The sequence below is a fragment of the Chitinophaga sp. CB10 genome, assembly GCA_001870995.2.
Classification (GTDB): domain Bacteria; phylum Bacteroidota; class Bacteroidia; order Chitinophagales; family Chitinophagaceae; genus Chitinophaga.
The window spans coordinates 35,325-51,613 of sequence record MLAV02000010.1; the positions used below are offsets into that span (position 1 = coordinate 35,325).

A 16,289-nucleotide genomic window follows, 5' to 3' on the forward strand; every position below is an offset into this window, starting at 1 on the left:
TATGTCTGAACGAAATATAGCACCCTTTGCACATGTTTTCCTGAAACTGATGCAAGGCGTCATTTACGAAGAAGAACGCGCCTACTGGAAGGACCTCCTGGGCTGGCAAACAGAACTGCATAAATACCTGCAACATGTAGGCCTGCAGCTCGTGATCAATGAAGCGGACGGCTTTGCCCGTATCGTACAACCGGACAATGACGAAAATGCGGACCGCCCGCTGCCACGCCTCATGCGCAAGTCCAAACTCACCTACGAGGCCACCCTGCTTTGCATCGTACTGCGGGAAGCCCTGGAAGAATTTGACCTCAAAGGCACTGGCACCAAACTGTTTATGACGCAAAAAGAAATCAAGGAACGGCTCGCCCTCTTCTTTAAGGAACGCCATAACCGCTCCAAACTGCTGAAAGACCTGAATAAACCAATTAACAGCCTGTTAGGGGTAGGCATTCTCCGCATCAGCCGGGAAGACGTTACCAACAAGGAAATGCAGCAATACGAAGTAAAACGCGTTATCAAAGCCATTGTGAACAACGAGAAACTGGAAGAAATCAAAACAAAATTAAATCTGCATGTCAACCCTGTTCAATAGTGATTCCAAGGAAAGCGGTTTCCGCCTGCAATATTTTGAAGTGTACAACTGGGGGACCTTTCATAATAAAATTTACCGGGTTAACACCAACGGGCAAACCTCCCTGCTCACAGGCGCCAACGGTAGCGGTAAAACCACGCTGATCGATGCCCTGCTAACATTGCTGGTGCCCTCCGGAAAGCGTTTTTATAACCAGTCGTCCGGTACGGAACAACGCCGCGACCGCGGGGAAGAGTCGTACTTCTGGGGCTACTACGGGAAAACATTCTCCGAAGAGTCCCTCCAGTCCAAAACAGAACAACTCCGCCATAAGGAGCAGAATCCTTATTCCGTACTGCTTGCCTACTTTTACAATGCCGCTACCATGCACACCATCACCCTGGCGCAGGTACGCTGGTACGCAGGCGAGCTGAAAAGACAATACATCGTATCTCCCCATAAACTCAATATCAACGACCACTTCGGCAACGGGAAATTTGACGCCAAAGGCGACTGGAAAAAACGCCTGAAAATGGAATTCCCGAAAACCGAAGTGACCGACAGCTTTAAGGAGTATTCCACCCTGTTCAGTAACATCTTCGGGCTGCGCAGCGAAAAAGCGCTGGCGCTCTTTAACCAAACGGTGGGTATCAAGGTCCTGGGAGACCTGAATACCTTCATCCGCCAGCATATGCTGGAAGAAACAGACAGCGAGGCGGAATTCCTGAAGCTGCGGGAAAACTATGACAGCCTGCTGAGCAGCCACCGCGCCATCCAGAAAGACGAAATGCAGCTGCAAATGCTGGAACCGATCGTCCAGCAGCGGGCGGAATGGGAAAGCCTGCAAAACAAAGGCCGGGAGCTGCTTTCCCTGCAAGACACCCTGCCCGTTTATTTCAACCGCCAGGAACGGGAAATTGTACAACAGGAAATTCAACAACTGGAACAGGAGCTAAGCGTCACCGCCAGCACCCTCATGTCCATCAACTCCAGGCTGGAACAGCTTCACCTCCGCAAGGAGGAGCTGATCGCCCAAAAGGCCAACAACAGTGTGGATGAGCAGCTGCGCTCCATCGAAAAAACCATCCACTACGAGCAGAAAGCGCTGGAAGCCAAGCGCAGCAAAATGGAGGATTACAATAAGCTCGCAGAGCGGTTGGAACTGATTACCTCTCCGGATGAACAGCAGTTCCATGACAACATCAGGGGCGCAGAGAAGAAGCTCAAAGGCATCGAAAAGCAACTGGACGCCCTGCAGGAAGACATATTCCTCCACAAGAGCAACCTCACCGCCGAAAAAAATCACGCGGCCGCCATCAACGAAGAAATCGAATCCCTCCTGAACAGGAAAAACAATATCCCGTATGAGCTGATCCGCATCCGCCAGCAACTGGCGGATATGCTGGATGTGCCCGAGGAAGACCTGCCGTTCGCCGGGGAACTGCTGCGCGTGAAAGATGATGAATCCCACTGGGAATACGCCATCGAAAAAGTGCTGCACAACTTCGCCCTGCGCCTGCTGGTACCGGAAGGCTATATCAGCCGTATCAACCGGTATATCAACGAAAATAACCTGCAAACAAGGCTGGTGTACCATAAGATCGGGGACGAATCTTATACCATGCTGCGCATGCCCAAGGAAGAAGATAGCTTATTGCAGAAGATAGAGATCAAGCCGGGCACGGAGTTCAGGGAATGGCTGCAAAACCAGCTGCTGGACCAGTTTGATTACATCTGCACCGATGATATGAACCTCTTTGGGCGCGCCCGTAAGGCCGTTACGTCCAAAGGCTTAACCCGCGTGGCGTCCAAACATGAAAAGGACGACCGCCCCGGCCGCTCCCAGCAAAATAACTTCGTCCTGGGCTGGAACAACAAAAATAAACTGCGCCTGCTGAAGGAGGACCTGGAAGAATGCAGCTCCGCCATCGATGAACTGCAGGCCGGCCTGAACGAGCTGGAAGCTACCCGCAAATCCCTCAGCGCCATGCAAACGGTGCTGAGCGCATTCCTTACCCAGCGCAACTTTGACGATATCAGTTGGCAGCAACATGCCGCCGTTATTGAACAACATGTGCGGGAAAAAGATATGCTGCTGCAAGCCAGCGATAAGTACAAAGTCATCTGCGAACAGCTGGACGAGGCCACTGCCGGCATCCGCGAGCTGGAAGAAAACAAGGCGGATACCCTGCAGCAAAAAGGCCACCTGGATAATAAACTGTCCGAAAAACAGCACTATTACTCCCAGCTGAAAGTGACCAATACGGACGAAATAGCGCTGCAACGCGCGCTGGACTTCCTCGCGGAACTGGCCATCACCACGCCGGCTACCAACGCATCCCAGCTGTACAGCTACCGTAAACGCGCGGAGGAAAGCCTGAACGTATCTCTGAAAGAGGCGCTGCGCAACAGTGCGGAAAAGCAAACGGAAATCACCCGCCTGCTGGCCGCATTCGTGAACCCGCCCAAGTCCATACACGACACCTTCCCTGACTGGATCGGGGATGTGACGGACCTCCGCCCGCATGTGGAATACCTCGACGAGTTTACCGCCCTCTACGAACAGATCAAATACCAGCGCCTCATTGAGCATAAAGAGCGTTTCCGCAAATACATGGATACCAGTATGCTCAACGCTATCACCAACTACCGGGCATGGATATACGGCCAGGAAGATGCGATCCGCGAGGTGATGGAAGACCTGAATGAACCGCTGCGCAATATCACCTTCAATAAAAACCCGGATACCTACCTCCAGCTGGAATGCCGCCATGTGCGCGACGTAGAGATCCGCAACTTCAAGGAAAAACTCAGTTTAGCCGTTCCCGATACGGTAAAATACCAAACGGAAAAAGACGAGGCTTACGGGGAGCAGCTCTTCCAGAATATCAAAACATTGATCACGGAGCTGCAGCAAAACGAAGCCTGGCGCAGGAAAGTAACCGATGTGCGGAACTGGCTCGACTTCGGCGCAAAAGAATTCTACATCTCGGACAACAAGGCGTTTAAATATTACGAAGATACCAGCAGCCTGTCCGGAGGGGAGAAGGCGCAGTTTACCTACACCATATTAGGCGCGGCTATTGCCTACCAGTTCGGTATCAATGAGGCCAACAGGCAACACCGCAGCTTGCGGTTTATCACCGTGGATGAGGCCTTCAGTAAGCTGGACCCTGAAAAGAGCCACTACCTGATGGAGTACTGCGGGCAGCTGAACTTACAGTTGCTGGTGGTAACGCCATTGGATAAGCTGAATATCGCGGAGCCTTACATCCATGCCTGCCACTTTGTAGCCAATAAAAACAAGCGCGATTCCGTAGTGTACAACTTCACTATGGAAGAATACCGCGAGCGCAAAAAGGAGATTGAAAACATGGCGATGGCATAGCCAGCCGCCAGGGGTATAAACGATATGATTCCGGAACGCCTGTCCAGGACCGGCTGCCGCCGGTTTGGGATAGGCGTTACCGTTTTTGCTGCGCCATCTTACTCTTTCCCCAGTCCGCCAGCATGGTGATGACCGGCACCAGCTCCCTCCCGGTATCCGTTAAGGAATATTCCACCCGGGGCGGCACTTCCAGGTACACTTTTCTTTCCACCAGCCCATCTTCCTCCAGCTCCCGCAGTACCTGCGTCAGCATTTTAGGCGTGATGCCGGTGATGCGGCGCCCCAGTTCCCCATACCGCAGCGTATTCCGGGAAAGTTGATACAGCACGCGGCCTTTGTGTTTGCCCCCGATGCGCTGAAAGGCATAGTCTACGGCGCACAACGTTTCGGGATGCGAACTATTTTTGAGCTTTGGCATAATTATCTTATTGATTATCAGTAATACTACCCATTTGGCATATACGCAACAAAAGTATATTAAGTCAGCGATATCCGCACGTTAAATAAAAAAGAGTCCTGATACAAATCAGGACTCCCGTTACAGGTTATCACCAAAACAACCTATAAGATTTGATGGTTACGAAGTGGCTATGGGAGCACTCCATAACCGGTGTAGGTGTATTCAAAGGAAAATAACTGCCAATTAGAAGGGCCCTGATAGAGATCGGGGCCCGCGCGTAATACCATTTATAAGATATTGTATTGTCATTTGCCAACTAGTAACTGATGCATTAAAATTACCAGCCGTTGCATTTCCATTCCTTTACCAGATGTTAACGGCATAATACTATTTTAACAACTCCGCTGAAACCCAATACCTGCGGGCACTGCAGGGGAAAAAATTTTCTATTTTTTTAAATGACTGATAAACAAATAGTGAAAAAAGGAGTTTATAAGGTTAAATTTTGGGAACCTGATAAACATCAGTTTCGTGGATGATCGATGTCAATAACTTTGTACTATATCTGTAGAAATTATGCCGTCAGTTGAGATACTTTCCCGCATTCAGTTCGCCTTTACAGTGGCTTTCCACTACATCTACCCCCCGCTGAGCATTGGGCTGGGCCTGTGTTTGGTCATAATGGAAGGGATTTACCTGAAAACAGGCCTGCCGGTCTACCGCGACATTACGCGGTTCTGGATAAAGATATTCGCCCTCATTTTCGGGATAGGCGTGGCCACCGGTATTGTGATGGAATTCGAGTTTGGCACCAACTGGGCTACCTACTCCCATTACGTGGGAGATATATTCGGGAGCGCGCTGGCGGCGGAAGGGATATTTGCCTTCGCCCTGGAATCCGGCTTCCTGGGCGTACTGCTCTTTGGCTGGAACCGCGTGAGCAAAGGCGTTCACTTCTTTTCCACCATCATGGTGGCTTTGGGCTCCATCTTTTCGGCCCTTTGGATTGTGATTGCCAACTCCTGGCAGCAAACGCCGGCAGGGTTCAGGATCGAAGGGCACGACCTGGGCGCACGCGCCGTCGTGACGGACTTCTGGGAAATGGTATTCAACCCCTCTTCCGTGGATCGCTTTTCGCATGTGATCATCGGTTCGTTCCTGGCGGGGTCGTTCCTCGTGATGAGCGTAGGGGCCTGGTATATATTAAAAGGCAGGTATATCAAACACGCCCAGGCCATGTTTAAAGTAGGCCTGAGCGTAGCTGTGGTGGCGGCCCTGATGCAACTGTTTACCGGCCACCGGTCCGCTGAATATGTGAGCAAATACCAGCCGGCCAAACTGGCCGCCATGGAAGGGCATTATGATAGTTTAGCCGTGGCCGATATGTACCTTATCGGCTGGGTAGATAATAAAAATGAAAAAACTACCGGTATCAAAATCCCGGGCGGCTTATCGTTCCTGACCCACGGCAGCTTCAGCGCGCCTGTACAGGGGCTGCATGCCACTCCGCCGGCGGACAGGCCGGGCGCGGTAAACTTCGTATTCCAAACCTATCATTTCATGGTAGCCATCGGCATTACCCTCATAGGCCTCACCCTCCTGGCAGTATTCCTCCTCTGGAAAAAACAGCTGTTTAACCACCGCTGGCTGATGTGGATATTCGTACTGGCGGTACTGTTACCCCAGGTTGCCAACCAGCTGGGCTGGTATGCTGCGGAAGTGGGGCGGCAGCCATGGGTGGTGTATGGCCTGCTCCGCACCTCGGATGCCTTGTCCAAAAAAGTTACGGCGGACCAGGTATTATTTTCACTCATCCTCTTCACTTTCGTATATGTGTTGCTGTTTGCCCTCTTCCTGTTTTTACTGAACCGTAAGATCAGCCATGGGCCGGATGTGACGGAAGATGAAGCAACCGACAGCGAACATTTTTCCAAACGGAATATTGCTAACATACCGTCTTAATTCATAGCGCATGGAAACAATTCTCGGATTAGATCTTCCTACCTGGTGGTTTTTGGTGATCGGCGGCCTGATCACCGGTTATGGTGTGCTGGATGGGTTTGACCTCGGCGCCGGCGCCTTGCATCTATTCTTTAACAAGGAGGAGTCCAGGCGGCTGGTCCTGAATGCCATCGGACCCGTTTGGGATGGTAATGAAGTTTGGCTCGTCATTGCCGGAGGAGCCTTATTTGCCGGCTTCCCGCTCGTGTACGGCGTCTTATTCTCCACCTTCTATATCCCTTTCATGCTGTTCCTCGTCAGCCTTATATTCAGGGCCATTTCCATTGAGTTCAGGAGTAAGGAGCCCTGGGCCTGGTGGCGTAAAATGTGGGATATCAGCTATTGCGTATCCAGCATATTCATCACCTTCCTCCTGGGGCTGGTGCTGGGGAACCTCATCCACGGCCTGCCGGTCAACAAGGCGCATGAATTTACAGGCAACCTGCTGACCTTCTTTAATCCTTACGCCATCCTGATTGCGTTCACCACGCTGTCCCTCTTCATGCTGCACGGGGCTATTTACCTGGTGATGAAGACCGAAAACCGGTTGTATGCCAAGCTAACAGTACTGGTTAACAACTGCAGTAAATTTTTTATCCTTTGCTTCATCCTAACGTCAATGGCTACACTGATATATGTGCCCCATATGACGCAGGCATTCAAGCATCACCCGGAGCTGTTTATCCTGCCGCTGATCGCCGTGCTGACGCTTCTAAACATTAAAAGGAACATCGATAGCCGCAAGTACTTTACGGCATTCCTGTTTTCATGCATCATCATGTCGTGCCTGCTGATCCTCTTTGCCATTGGCCTGTACCCGAATATTATCATTTCATCCACGGATCCGGCCAACAGTATCAGTATTTATGCAGCGGCCTCTTCCAATAAGTCTTTGAAAATAATGTTGCTGATTGCCGCCATTGGCACCCCGCTGGTGATTTCCTATACCGTATTTGTATTCTGGACTTTCAGGGGAAAGGTGAAGCTGAACGAGATGAGTTATTAGAGGCGAATGCATCTTTAAACAAACAATTACTAACAAGGATATTCCTAAAAAAACAGGCCCCCGCAAGAAATTGCAGGGGCTTACCATTTAACCTATATTCTGTACTGTAGCATCGATTTAATGATCTCTCAGGAATCCACTATGACTTTCATTCTCAAATTCTTACGTTTCCCGAAAGATTTCTTTCCAATATAAGACCCTTTACTTTTCAGAAAGTTTAATCGGATAGAAAAAAAATTTAAAAATAATTCCGGGGAGCCCGACCTTAGTGGTAATTTTCTAATCCCATGAACCGTATTGACCGGCTTACAGCCATTTTAATCCAGCTTCAGAGTAAACGGATAGTGAAGGCAGCAGAGATTTCTGACCGCTTCAATATCAGTTTGAGAACTGTTTACAGAGATGTCAAAGCCTTGCAGGAGGCAGGCGTACCGATCGGGGCAGAGGCCGGCACCGGCTACTACATTGTAGACGGGTACCACCTGCCTCCCGTGATGTTTTCCAGGGAGGAGGCCGCCGCACTGCTTACTGCCGAGAAACTGATGGAGAAGTACAGCGACCACTCCAATGAAAAGCAGTTTGGCTTTGCCATGCAAAAAATCCGTTCCGTACTCCGCGGAGGGGATAAGGACTACCTGGAAAACCTGGACGAAAACATTGCCGTACTGCGGTTTACGCCCCTGCACCTCCAGGATGGAAGCTTCCCCAACCGCTTCCTCAGCGATATCCAGGCCGCGCTGGGCAACCAGCAGGCCCTGAGCATGGAATACTTCTCCATAAAGGATGAAGTAGCCACCCGCAGGGAAGTAGAGCCGGTGGGCATCTTCCACAGCAGCAACAGCTGGCACCTCATCGCCTGGTGCCGCCTCCGCAAAAGCTACCGGGATTTCCGGGCGGACCGTATCCGCAAGCTCCATCTGCTGAGCGAGCGCTACGATAAATCCAGGCACATTACCCTGAAAGAATACCTGGAACAGCAGCACCGGGATCACAGGGAAGCCCTGGAAGAGTATAAAATATTGATGGACAATGAAATGCTCCGTTATATCTCCGAACAGAAGTATTATTTCGGCCTCGTGTCCGAGAAGAACCTGGGCGATAAGACGGAAATGACCTTTATGCAAACCTCCCACGAGTATTTCCGGCGCTGGCTGATCACCTTCGGGAAATACGTGGAGATCCTTTCCCCCCGGCACCTCAAGGATTCCATGTATGAGCTTGCTATGGAATTACACGGGCATTACATCGAAAAATACCGGCAAAAATCCTCCTGACATAAGGCTGTCACACCGGCTTCGTTGCTTTGTATTGTCAAATAACCCATTGCTTCACTAAAACGACTGAAAAATGGAAAAACTGGACCTTACCAAAGCGTACAAAAGCTACTATACGGCCGGCAAGGCGGTAGAATTGGTGAACATTGAAGACGCCCTCTTCCTGGCCATCACCGGGAAGGGCGATCCGGACGGCCCCAACTTTGCCCGGGACATCACCGCACTGTACACGATAGCCTATGCGATCAAATTTTTAAACAAGGCCGCCGGGCAGGACTTTGTAGTCAGCAAGCTGGAAGGCTACTGGTGGGTGGACGACTCGGCTACCGACCCGCTGCAGGTACCCCGGCATTTATGGAATTATGAGCTGGTACTGCGTTTACCGGATTACGTGACCCATCAGCAATTCATCCAGGCGGTAACCACCGCGGAAAAGAAAAAGAACAATCCCCGGCTGCGGGCAGTAGACCTCAAGACCATCGAAGGCGGCATGGCCGTGCAGATCATGCACAATGGCCCTTTCAGCGAGGAACCTGCCAGTTTGGAACAGCTGGACGCGTTTATGCGTTCCCGGCATTTGAAGTTCCATGGCCGGCATCATGAAATTTACCTGTCCGACTTCCGGAAAACGGCGCCGGCCAAACTAAAGACCATACTGCGTCATTCCGTCCGGTAACGGGTCAGTGAAGGGCAACGGTAGAATTAGTGGAGGAAAGGGGCTTAGTTGTCGTCCGAGAGGCCGAGGATCTGGATAGCCTGTGCGGCGGCTATCTGGCTGGCGTCTTTTTTATTGAAGGCTTTGCCGCTGCAAATGAGCTGGCCGTCGACCACGGCGCCTACGGTGAAGATGCGGCGGCCGTTGTCCATTTGTTCTTCCAGCAGTTCAAACTCGAGGGCTTTGCCGTTTTTGTTGGCCCAGCCATAGAGCTTGTTCTTGTGGTTCATTTCCACGGATTCGAGCTGCTCCAGGTCTATGTAGGGCATAATGATCCGGCGGTGCACGAATTGCTGGGTTTTGTTATACCCTTTGTCCAGGTACACCGCGCCTACGAGCGCTTCCAGGGTATTGCCGAAAATCTGCGAAATCTTGAGAAAACTGTTGTATTTATCGTAAATGGTGAGTTTGCGCAGCCCCATTTTGATAGCGATATCATTGAGTTGCTGGCGGTTTACGATCTTGGAGCGCATCTCCGTCAGGTAGCCTTCCGTTTTGTAAGGATACTTTTTAAAGAGGTAGTCGCCCACGATTGCTCCCAGGATGGCGTCACCGAGGTATTCCAGCCGTTCATTGCTTTCGAGAAACTTCTCTTTGCTGGAACGGTGGCTCAGGGCTACCTCGTACAGCGCAAAATTACCTGGCGCAAATCCAAGTAAGTTATGCAGCTCTTTGTACAAGTGCCTTTTTCTGGATATTAGTCGATATAAGAATCCTGGCAGTAATTTCACACAATCAAGGTCAGATCAAGGAACAAATTTTTTGAAAATAACGGAGGCGTTGTGCCCGCCAAACCCGAAGGTATTGGAGAGTCCGGCCCTTACTTCTCTGTGTTGTGCGGTGTTAAAGGTAAAGTTTAATCTTGGATCCAGCTGGGGATCGTCGGTAAAGTGGTTGATAGTCGGAGGTACGATGCCATGAATGATGGACAGGATAACAGCGATGGACTCCACTGCACCGGCTGCGCCGAGGAGGTGGCCTGTCATGGATTTGGTGGACGAGATATTCATGTTATATGCATGTTCGCCAAATACATGTTGTACGGCCTTGATCTCAGCAACGTCTCCCAGCGGGGTGGAAGTACCGTGTACGTTGATGTAGTCGATGTCGCTGGCCTGCATGCCTGCGTCCAGGAGGGCCTGGGTCATTACATTGCGGGCGCCTAAACCTTCCGGATGTGGAGCGGTGATATGGTATGCATCGGCAGTAGCGGCGCCACCGGCCAGTTCTGCATAGATATGGGCTCCTCTTTCCAACGCGTGATCCAGGGATTCCAGTACCAATGCACCGGCGCCTTCGCCCATTACGAAACCATCGCGATCGAGGTCGAAGGGACGGGAGGCTGTTTTAGGATCATCATTTCTTTCGGATAGGGCCTTCATGGCGTTAAAACCGCCAACACAAGGCTCATTGATGACGTTTTCCGAGCCGCCGGTGATCACCATATCCGCTTTACCATAACGGATATTGTACATCGCCTCAATGATAGCATTGGTGGCGGATGCGCAGGCAGAAGCTACGGAGAAGTTCGGCCCCCTGAAACCGTGGCGGATAGAGATGGAACCCGCTGCGATGTCAGTAATAAGCCTGGTAATAAGGAAAGGGCTGAAACGGGGAGTCCCGTCGCCGGTATAGAATTCTTTCAGCTCGTTACTGTAATTGATCATACCACCCACACCGGTACCCCAGATCACGCCGACTCTGTCCGCGTTGATCCTGGAGGTATCAATCTTGGCATCAAGGATTGCCTGATCTGCGGATATCACCGCCGTTTGGGTAAAGGGGTCCATCTTACGGGCCTCCTTTTTGTCCAGGTAGTTAGTAGGATCGAAATTCTTCAGTTCGCAAGCAAAACGGGTTTTGAACTTGGAAGCGTCAAATTGCTTGATGAAATCCGCGCCGGATACACCGTTCGCCAAACCGTGCCAATAATCGGCCACAGTATTGCCGAGCGGTGTAAGAGCGCCTAAACCTGTAACGACAACTCGTCTTGGTTGCATTAAAACAATTCTGATTAGTAGGATTATTTTACGTGTTCTTCCAGGTAAGCAACTGCCTGGCCAACAGTAGTAATAGTTTCAGCTTGTTCGTCAGGAATGGAGATGTTGAATTCTTTTTCGAATTCCATAATCAGTTCTACCGTATCCAAAGAGTCAGCGCCTAAGTCGTTGGTGAAGCTGGCTTCAGGAGTTACCTCGGCTTCGTCAACGCCCAATTTGTCAATGATGATCTTTTTAACTCTTGATGCAATGTCTGACATAATTTTAAGTGTTTTTGGTTTAAAACTTGACTGCAAAAATATAATTTTTATTGAATTGCCAACAGGAAGGGGAAATTTTGTGCGCCTTTTGGCCCCTTTAATCGCTGCAAAACCAATACAGTGAATACTTTACGGATTTCCTGATTTTAAGATTTAATACCGCAAACACCCCATTTCCACCCCTTATTCTTACCACTTATAAAATAAGAAGGCCATTATTTCCACTCAAACGTATTTTTGGCCACTTATCTAAACCCTTAACGCTAATTAACAGTTGCGGGGGTGCTAGTGCCTCATCCATTTATTAAATTTGTCAGGCTTGTGAGGAATCTATCGTCGTTAGCCCATGCTTGCGCGGATAACTCCGGAGACCTGTGAAGTGAACACACCGTGGCTCTTCAGATCCCTCTATGGTATAATCGAAATTCTAAACGCTAATCATTTAATGGCCAACACCAAACGTACGTTCCGCACCATTGCAATTGTAGGGATTGCTGGCATCGCCGCCTTTCTGGTTTACCAGAAGGTAAAAGGCAGCAAAGCAGCCGAGCCAGCCGCCGCCGCGCCTAAAGGCGGCCCGGGCAAATCCCAGGTGATGATCGATGCATGGGTGGTAAAAACCGCCCCTATCGACCAGTTTATTGACGCAAGCGGAACGCTCCAGAGTAACGAAGAAGTAGAGATCAAACCGGAAATCAATGGCCGGATCACACACCTTTATTTTAAAGAAGGCACCAATGTGAAAAAAGGCGACCTCCTCGTAAAGATCTATGACGAAGACCTGAAAGCGCAACTTCAGAAACTCAGATTACAGCAACAGCTGGCCAAAACCACCCTGGAACGCCAGGAAAACCTCCTCAAAATCAATGGTATCAGCCGCCAGGATGTAGACGTTACCCGTAACCAGGTGAGCGCCTACGCAGCCGATATCGACTATACGCAAACACAGTTGCAGAAAACCGAACTGCGCGCCCCTTTCAGCGGCCGCCTCGGCTTACGTAACGTCAGCGAAGGCGCCATCGTATCCTCTGCAGTGGTAATCACCACTCTGCAGCAGATCGATCCGCTGAAAATAGACTTCACCGTACCTGAAAAATACCGGAACCTGATCAAAAACGGCGATAAAGTGAAATTCACCGTTGCCGGCGACCAGCAGGAACATAACGGCAGCATCTACGCCATCGACCCGAAAATCGACCTGGCTACCCGCACCGTAAAGCTCCGCGCCATCGTGCCCAACAGCGGCGCTACCCTCTTCCCGGGCTCGTTTGCGCAGGTGCGCATCAACCTGAAAGACCTGCCGGATGCCATCATGATCCCATCCCAGGCCGTAATACCAGGCACCCGCGATAAACGTGTAATCGTTGCCGATAGCGGCAAAGCCAAATTCGTAGTGGTGGAAACCGGTATCCGCGACCAGAACAGCGTGCAGATCGTCAGCGGCCTCAAACCGGGCGACACGGTCATCACTACCGGCATCCTGCAACTGAAGCCAGGCATGCCACTGAAATACAATAAGATCCAATAACCTGATTATTTATATATGAGTCTGCCGTCCTTATCGCTTAAACGGCCCGTGCTGGCAATTGTGATGAATATCATTATCGTGATATTCGGTCTTGTGGGCTTTACCTTCCTGGGCGTGCGGGACTTTCCTGCCATCGACCCGCCAATAGTGAACGTGCGCACCTCTTATGCAGGCGCCAACTCCGATATTATCGAAACGCAGATCACCGAGCCACTGGAAAAACAAATCAATGGTATCGCGGGGATCAAAAACATATCTTCCAGCAGCAGCCAGGGTAGCAGCAATATTACCGTGGAGTTTGAACTCGGCCAGGACCTGGAAGCCGCCACCAACGACGTGCGCGACAAGGTATCCCAGGCGCAGCGCAGCCTCCCGCCAGACCTGGATGCGCCGCCGGTGGTATCCAAACAGGATGCTAACTCCGACGCCATCATCTCCATGACGGTGCAGAGCAACACCCGCAACCAGCTGGAAGTAACGGAATACGGTACCAACGTACTCCTGGAAAAACTGCAAACCATCCCCGGCGTCAGCCAGATACAGATATGGGGCGAAAAACGCTACGCCATGCGCATCTGGATGGACCCGGCCAAACTCTCTTCGTACAGCCTCACTCCATCGGACGTGCAGGCAGCCCTCCAACGGGAAAACGTAGAGCTGCCATCCGGGAAAATCGCCGGTAACGCTACCGACTTCACCGTGCGCACCTTTGGCCGCCTCGTGAGTGAAGAAGATTTCAATAACCTGATCATCCGCAACGTCAACGGTTCCGAAATCCGCATACGCGACATAGGCCAGGCCGTACTCGGCCCGGAAAACGAAGAAACCGTACTGAAAGAATCCGGCGTACCCATGATCGCGCTGGCGCTCATCCCGCAGCCAGGCTCCAACTACGTGGCCATTGCGGACGAGTTCTATAAAAGGTATGAACAACTCAAACACGAAGTGCCGGAAGATATTTCCCTGAATATCGCCATGGATAACACCCGCTTCATCAAAAAATCCATCGAAGAGGTGGAGGAAACCCTGATCGTAGCGCTGGTACTCGTAATTATTATTGTGTACCTCTTCTTCCGCGACTGGCTCATGGCCTTCCGCCCGCTGATCGATATCCCCGTATCCCTCATCGGCGCTTTCTTTATTATGTACGCCTGCGGCTTTACCATCAACATCCTCACCCTGCTGGCCATCGTACTGGCTACCGGCCTCGTGGTGGACGATGGTATCGTGGTAACGGAAAATATCTATAAGAAGATCGAGGCCGGCATGCCCCGCATGCGCGCTGCCCGGGAAGGGTCCGAAGAAATCTTTTTCGCGGTAATAGCCACGTCGATTACGCTGGCATTCGTATTTCTGCCTATCATCTTTTTGCAGGGCTTCGTCGGCCAGCTGTTCCGGGAATTCGGTATAGTAGTGGCCGGAGCGGTATTAATCTCCGCATTTGTATCTCTCACCCTTACCCCTGTATTAAACGTGAAACTGGGCCGGGATACCCATACCCACTCCTGGTTCTATACCAAAACAGAACCTTTCTTCCGCTGGATGGAAGATGGCTATAAAAATTCCCTGGATGCGTTTATGCGTTTCCGTTGGACGGCCGTACTCATCGTACTGGTATGTTTGGGCATGATATACGGACTGTTTAAAACATTGCAGTCGGAACTGGCGCCGCTGGAAGACCGCAGCTCCTTCCGCCTGTCAGTGACAGCGCCGGAAGGTACCTCCTTCGACTACATGGATGATTATGTGGATAAACTCACGCAGTTCATGGCCGACTCCGTACCGGAGCGCAAGATCGTACTCAGCGTTACCTCTCCGGGCTTCAGCGGCGCGGGGGCGGTCAACAGCGCTTTCGTAAACGTGATGCTAACGGAGCCGACTGAACGACATCGGTCCCAGAAGGAAATCGTAAACATGGTGAACCGGAATATGAGCCGCTTCCCCACCGGTAAAGTGTTTGCCATCGAGCAGCAAACCATACAGGTGGGCCGCCGCAGCGGTTTGCCGATCGCGTTTGTACTCGAGCATATCAACTTCGACTCCCTGGCCGCCGTACTGCCGGTGTTCATGGAAGAAGTGGGCAACAGCCCGGTATTCCAGGGTACGGACGTGGACCTGAAATTCAATAAACCGGAACTCCGCATCCATATCGATCGTAACAAGGCTACCCAACTGGGCGTATCCGTGCAGGATATTTCCCAGACGCTGCAACTCGCGCTCAGTAACCTCCGCTATGGTTACTTTATCCGCAACGGTAAGCAATACCAGGTGATGGGCCAGGTGTTCCGCAGTGACAGGGATGACCCTATGGACCTGCAGAACCTCTACGTGCGCAACAGCCGCGGCGAAGCCATCCAGCTGGACAACGTGGTGAGCATTGAAGAGGAAACCAGTCCGCCGATCATCTACCACTTCAACCGTTTCAAATCAGCCACCATTTCCGCGGGCCTTGCTCCCGGCAGAACCATAGGCGACGGTATCAAGGAAATGAACCGCATCTATGAGAAACTGAAAAAGGAAAATGTGCTGAACGATAACTACAGCACCGCACTCTCCGGCGCTTCCCGCGACTATGCGGAAAGCGGCTCCAACACCATGTTTGCACTCACGCTGGCGCTGGTGCTGATTTACCTGGTACTGGCCGCGCAGTTCGAAAGCTGGGTGGACCCGCTGATCATCATGATCACCGTACCGCTGGCCTTTGCCGGCGCCTTGCTGTCGCTCTGGATATTCGGTCAAACCTGGAATATCTTCTCGCAGATCGGGGTAATCATGCTCATTGGCCTGGTAACGAAGAACGGTATCCTCATCGTGGAGTTCGCGAACCAGAAGCGGGACGAAGGGCTTGGCAAATCCGATGCGGTGGTGCTGGCATCTTCGCTGCGTTTGCGCCCGATCCTGATGACGAGCCTGGCAATGGCGCTGGGCGCGCTGCCCATCGCATTATCGCTCGGCGCGGCGGCTACCAGCCGTATCCCGCTCGGTATAGTGATCGTAGGTGGTATCGTGTTTTCGCTGGTACTGACCCTCTACGTGATCCCCGCAATGTACACCTTCCTGAGCCGCCGTCGCCCCGGCAGCCAGCAGGAAACGACAGTGGAAGAAGACGAAGCCGCGATGGCCGCGCATGCATAAATTTTTCTCAG

12 protein-coding genes are annotated in these 16,289 nt (G+C 51.4%); 8 read left to right on the plus strand and 4 right to left on the minus strand.

Translation table 11 applies throughout. The features are described 5' to 3' along the window. The first annotated feature begins 1 nt into the window (after nucleotide 1). Together BOC67_RS15350 and BOC67_RS15355 are read left to right on the plus strand one after the other, a co-directional pair. A complete protein-coding gene (locus BOC67_RS15350; protein ID WP_291911469.1) occupies nucleotides 2-592 on the plus strand; it encodes a DUF4194 domain-containing protein in 591 nt (196 codons plus the stop codon). Next, entirely contained in the window at nucleotides 573-3,959 is a 3,387-nt protein-coding gene (locus tag BOC67_RS15355) for an ATP-binding protein (RefSeq protein ID WP_291911471.1), read from the plus strand. The genes BOC67_RS15350 and BOC67_RS15355 overlap by 20 nt, the downstream gene beginning before the upstream one ends. A gap of 76 nt (nucleotides 3,960-4,035) precedes the next feature. Here the strand turns inward: BOC67_RS15355 and BOC67_RS15360 are convergent, their stop codons facing one another. Beyond that, nucleotides 4,036-4,377, minus strand: coding sequence for a helix-turn-helix domain-containing protein (locus BOC67_RS15360; RefSeq protein ID WP_291911472.1), 342 nt, complete (start codon nucleotides 4,375-4,377; stop codon nucleotides 4,036-4,038). 558 nt (nucleotides 4,378-4,935) lie between these two features. Here BOC67_RS15360 and BOC67_RS15365 point away from each other — a divergent pair. The 4 genes from BOC67_RS15365 (at nucleotide 4,936) to BOC67_RS15380 (ending at nucleotide 9,316) form a co-directional block, all read left to right on the plus strand. Beyond that, entirely contained in the window at nucleotides 4,936-6,321 is a 1,386-nt protein-coding gene (locus tag BOC67_RS15365) for a cytochrome ubiquinol oxidase subunit I (protein ID WP_291911473.1), read from the plus strand. 10 nt (nucleotides 6,322-6,331) lie between these two features. Then, nucleotides 6,332-7,366, plus strand: a complete 1,035-nt coding sequence (gene cydB, locus BOC67_RS15370) for a cytochrome d ubiquinol oxidase subunit II (protein WP_291911474.1) — start codon at nucleotides 6,332-6,334, stop codon at nucleotides 7,364-7,366. 287 nt (nucleotides 7,367-7,653) lie between these two features. Beyond that, nucleotides 7,654-8,640 (plus strand): YafY family protein, encoded by a 987-nt coding sequence (locus BOC67_RS15375; protein WP_291911475.1) that lies wholly within the window; start codon nucleotides 7,654-7,656, stop codon nucleotides 8,638-8,640. 73 nt (nucleotides 8,641-8,713) lie between these two features. Then, nucleotides 8,714-9,316, plus strand: coding sequence for a GyrI-like domain-containing protein (locus BOC67_RS15380; RefSeq protein WP_291911476.1), 603 nt, complete (start codon nucleotides 8,714-8,716; stop codon nucleotides 9,314-9,316). A 44-nt stretch (nucleotides 9,317-9,360) separates the two neighbouring features. Here BOC67_RS15380 and rnc read toward each other — a convergent pair whose 3' ends face one another. From rnc to BOC67_RS15395, 3 genes are all read right to left on the minus strand, one after another. Beyond that, nucleotides 9,361-10,035, minus strand: a complete 675-nt coding sequence (gene rnc, locus BOC67_RS15385) for a ribonuclease III (protein ID WP_291911477.1) — start codon at nucleotides 10,033-10,035, stop codon at nucleotides 9,361-9,363. Between the two features lie 66 nt (nucleotides 10,036-10,101). Beyond that, on the minus strand, nucleotides 10,102-11,355 hold the full coding sequence (gene fabF, locus BOC67_RS15390) for a beta-ketoacyl-ACP synthase II (protein ID WP_291911478.1): 1,254 nt from the start codon (nucleotides 11,353-11,355) through the stop codon (nucleotides 10,102-10,104). Nucleotides 11,356-11,378: 23 nt separating this feature from the next. Beyond that, entirely contained in the window at nucleotides 11,379-11,615 is a 237-nt protein-coding gene (locus tag BOC67_RS15395; RefSeq protein WP_012788038.1) for an acyl carrier protein, read from the minus strand. A 445-nt stretch (nucleotides 11,616-12,060) separates the two neighbouring features. Here BOC67_RS15395 and BOC67_RS15400 point away from each other — a divergent pair, with 445 nt between their 5' ends. Beyond that, entirely contained in the window at nucleotides 12,061-13,143 is a 1,083-nt protein-coding gene (locus tag BOC67_RS15400) for an efflux RND transporter periplasmic adaptor subunit (protein WP_291911482.1), read from the plus strand. Nucleotides 13,144-13,158: 15 nt separating this feature from the next. Further along, nucleotides 13,159-16,278 (plus strand): efflux RND transporter permease subunit, encoded by a 3,120-nt coding sequence (locus BOC67_RS15405; RefSeq protein ID WP_291911483.1) that lies wholly within the window; start codon nucleotides 13,159-13,161, stop codon nucleotides 16,276-16,278. The last annotated feature ends 11 nt before the right edge of the window (nucleotides 16,279-16,289 follow it).

What these genes read in the sequence shown, in the direction of transcription:
- BOC67_RS15350 (WP_291911469.1), top strand. Translation starts at nt 2, where the DNA reads ATGTCTGAACGAAATATAGCACCCTTTGCACATGTTTTCCTGAAACTG.
- BOC67_RS15355 (WP_291911471.1), top strand. Translation starts at nt 573, where the DNA reads ATGTCAACCCTGTTCAATAGTGATTCCAAGGAAAGCGGTTTCCGCCTG.
- BOC67_RS15360 (WP_291911472.1), bottom strand. Translation starts at nt 4,377, where the DNA reads ATGCCAAAGCTCAAAAATAGTTCGCATCCCGAAACGTTGTGCGCCGTA.
- BOC67_RS15365 (WP_291911473.1), top strand. Translation starts at nt 4,936, where the DNA reads ATGCCGTCAGTTGAGATACTTTCCCGCATTCAGTTCGCCTTTACAGTG.
- cydB (WP_291911474.1), top strand. Translation starts at nt 6,332, where the DNA reads ATGGAAACAATTCTCGGATTAGATCTTCCTACCTGGTGGTTTTTGGTG.
- BOC67_RS15375 (WP_291911475.1), top strand. Translation starts at nt 7,654, where the DNA reads ATGAACCGTATTGACCGGCTTACAGCCATTTTAATCCAGCTTCAGAGT.
- BOC67_RS15380 (WP_291911476.1), top strand. Translation starts at nt 8,714, where the DNA reads ATGGAAAAACTGGACCTTACCAAAGCGTACAAAAGCTACTATACGGCC.
- fabF (WP_291911478.1), bottom strand. Translation starts at nt 11,355, where the DNA reads ATGCAACCAAGACGAGTTGTCGTTACAGGTTTAGGCGCTCTTACACCG.
- BOC67_RS15395 (WP_012788038.1), bottom strand. Translation starts at nt 11,615, where the DNA reads ATGTCAGACATTGCATCAAGAGTTAAAAAGATCATCATTGACAAATTG.
- BOC67_RS15400 (WP_291911482.1), top strand. Translation starts at nt 12,061, where the DNA reads ATGGCCAACACCAAACGTACGTTCCGCACCATTGCAATTGTAGGGATT.
- BOC67_RS15405 (WP_291911483.1), top strand. Translation starts at nt 13,159, where the DNA reads ATGAGTCTGCCGTCCTTATCGCTTAAACGGCCCGTGCTGGCAATTGTG.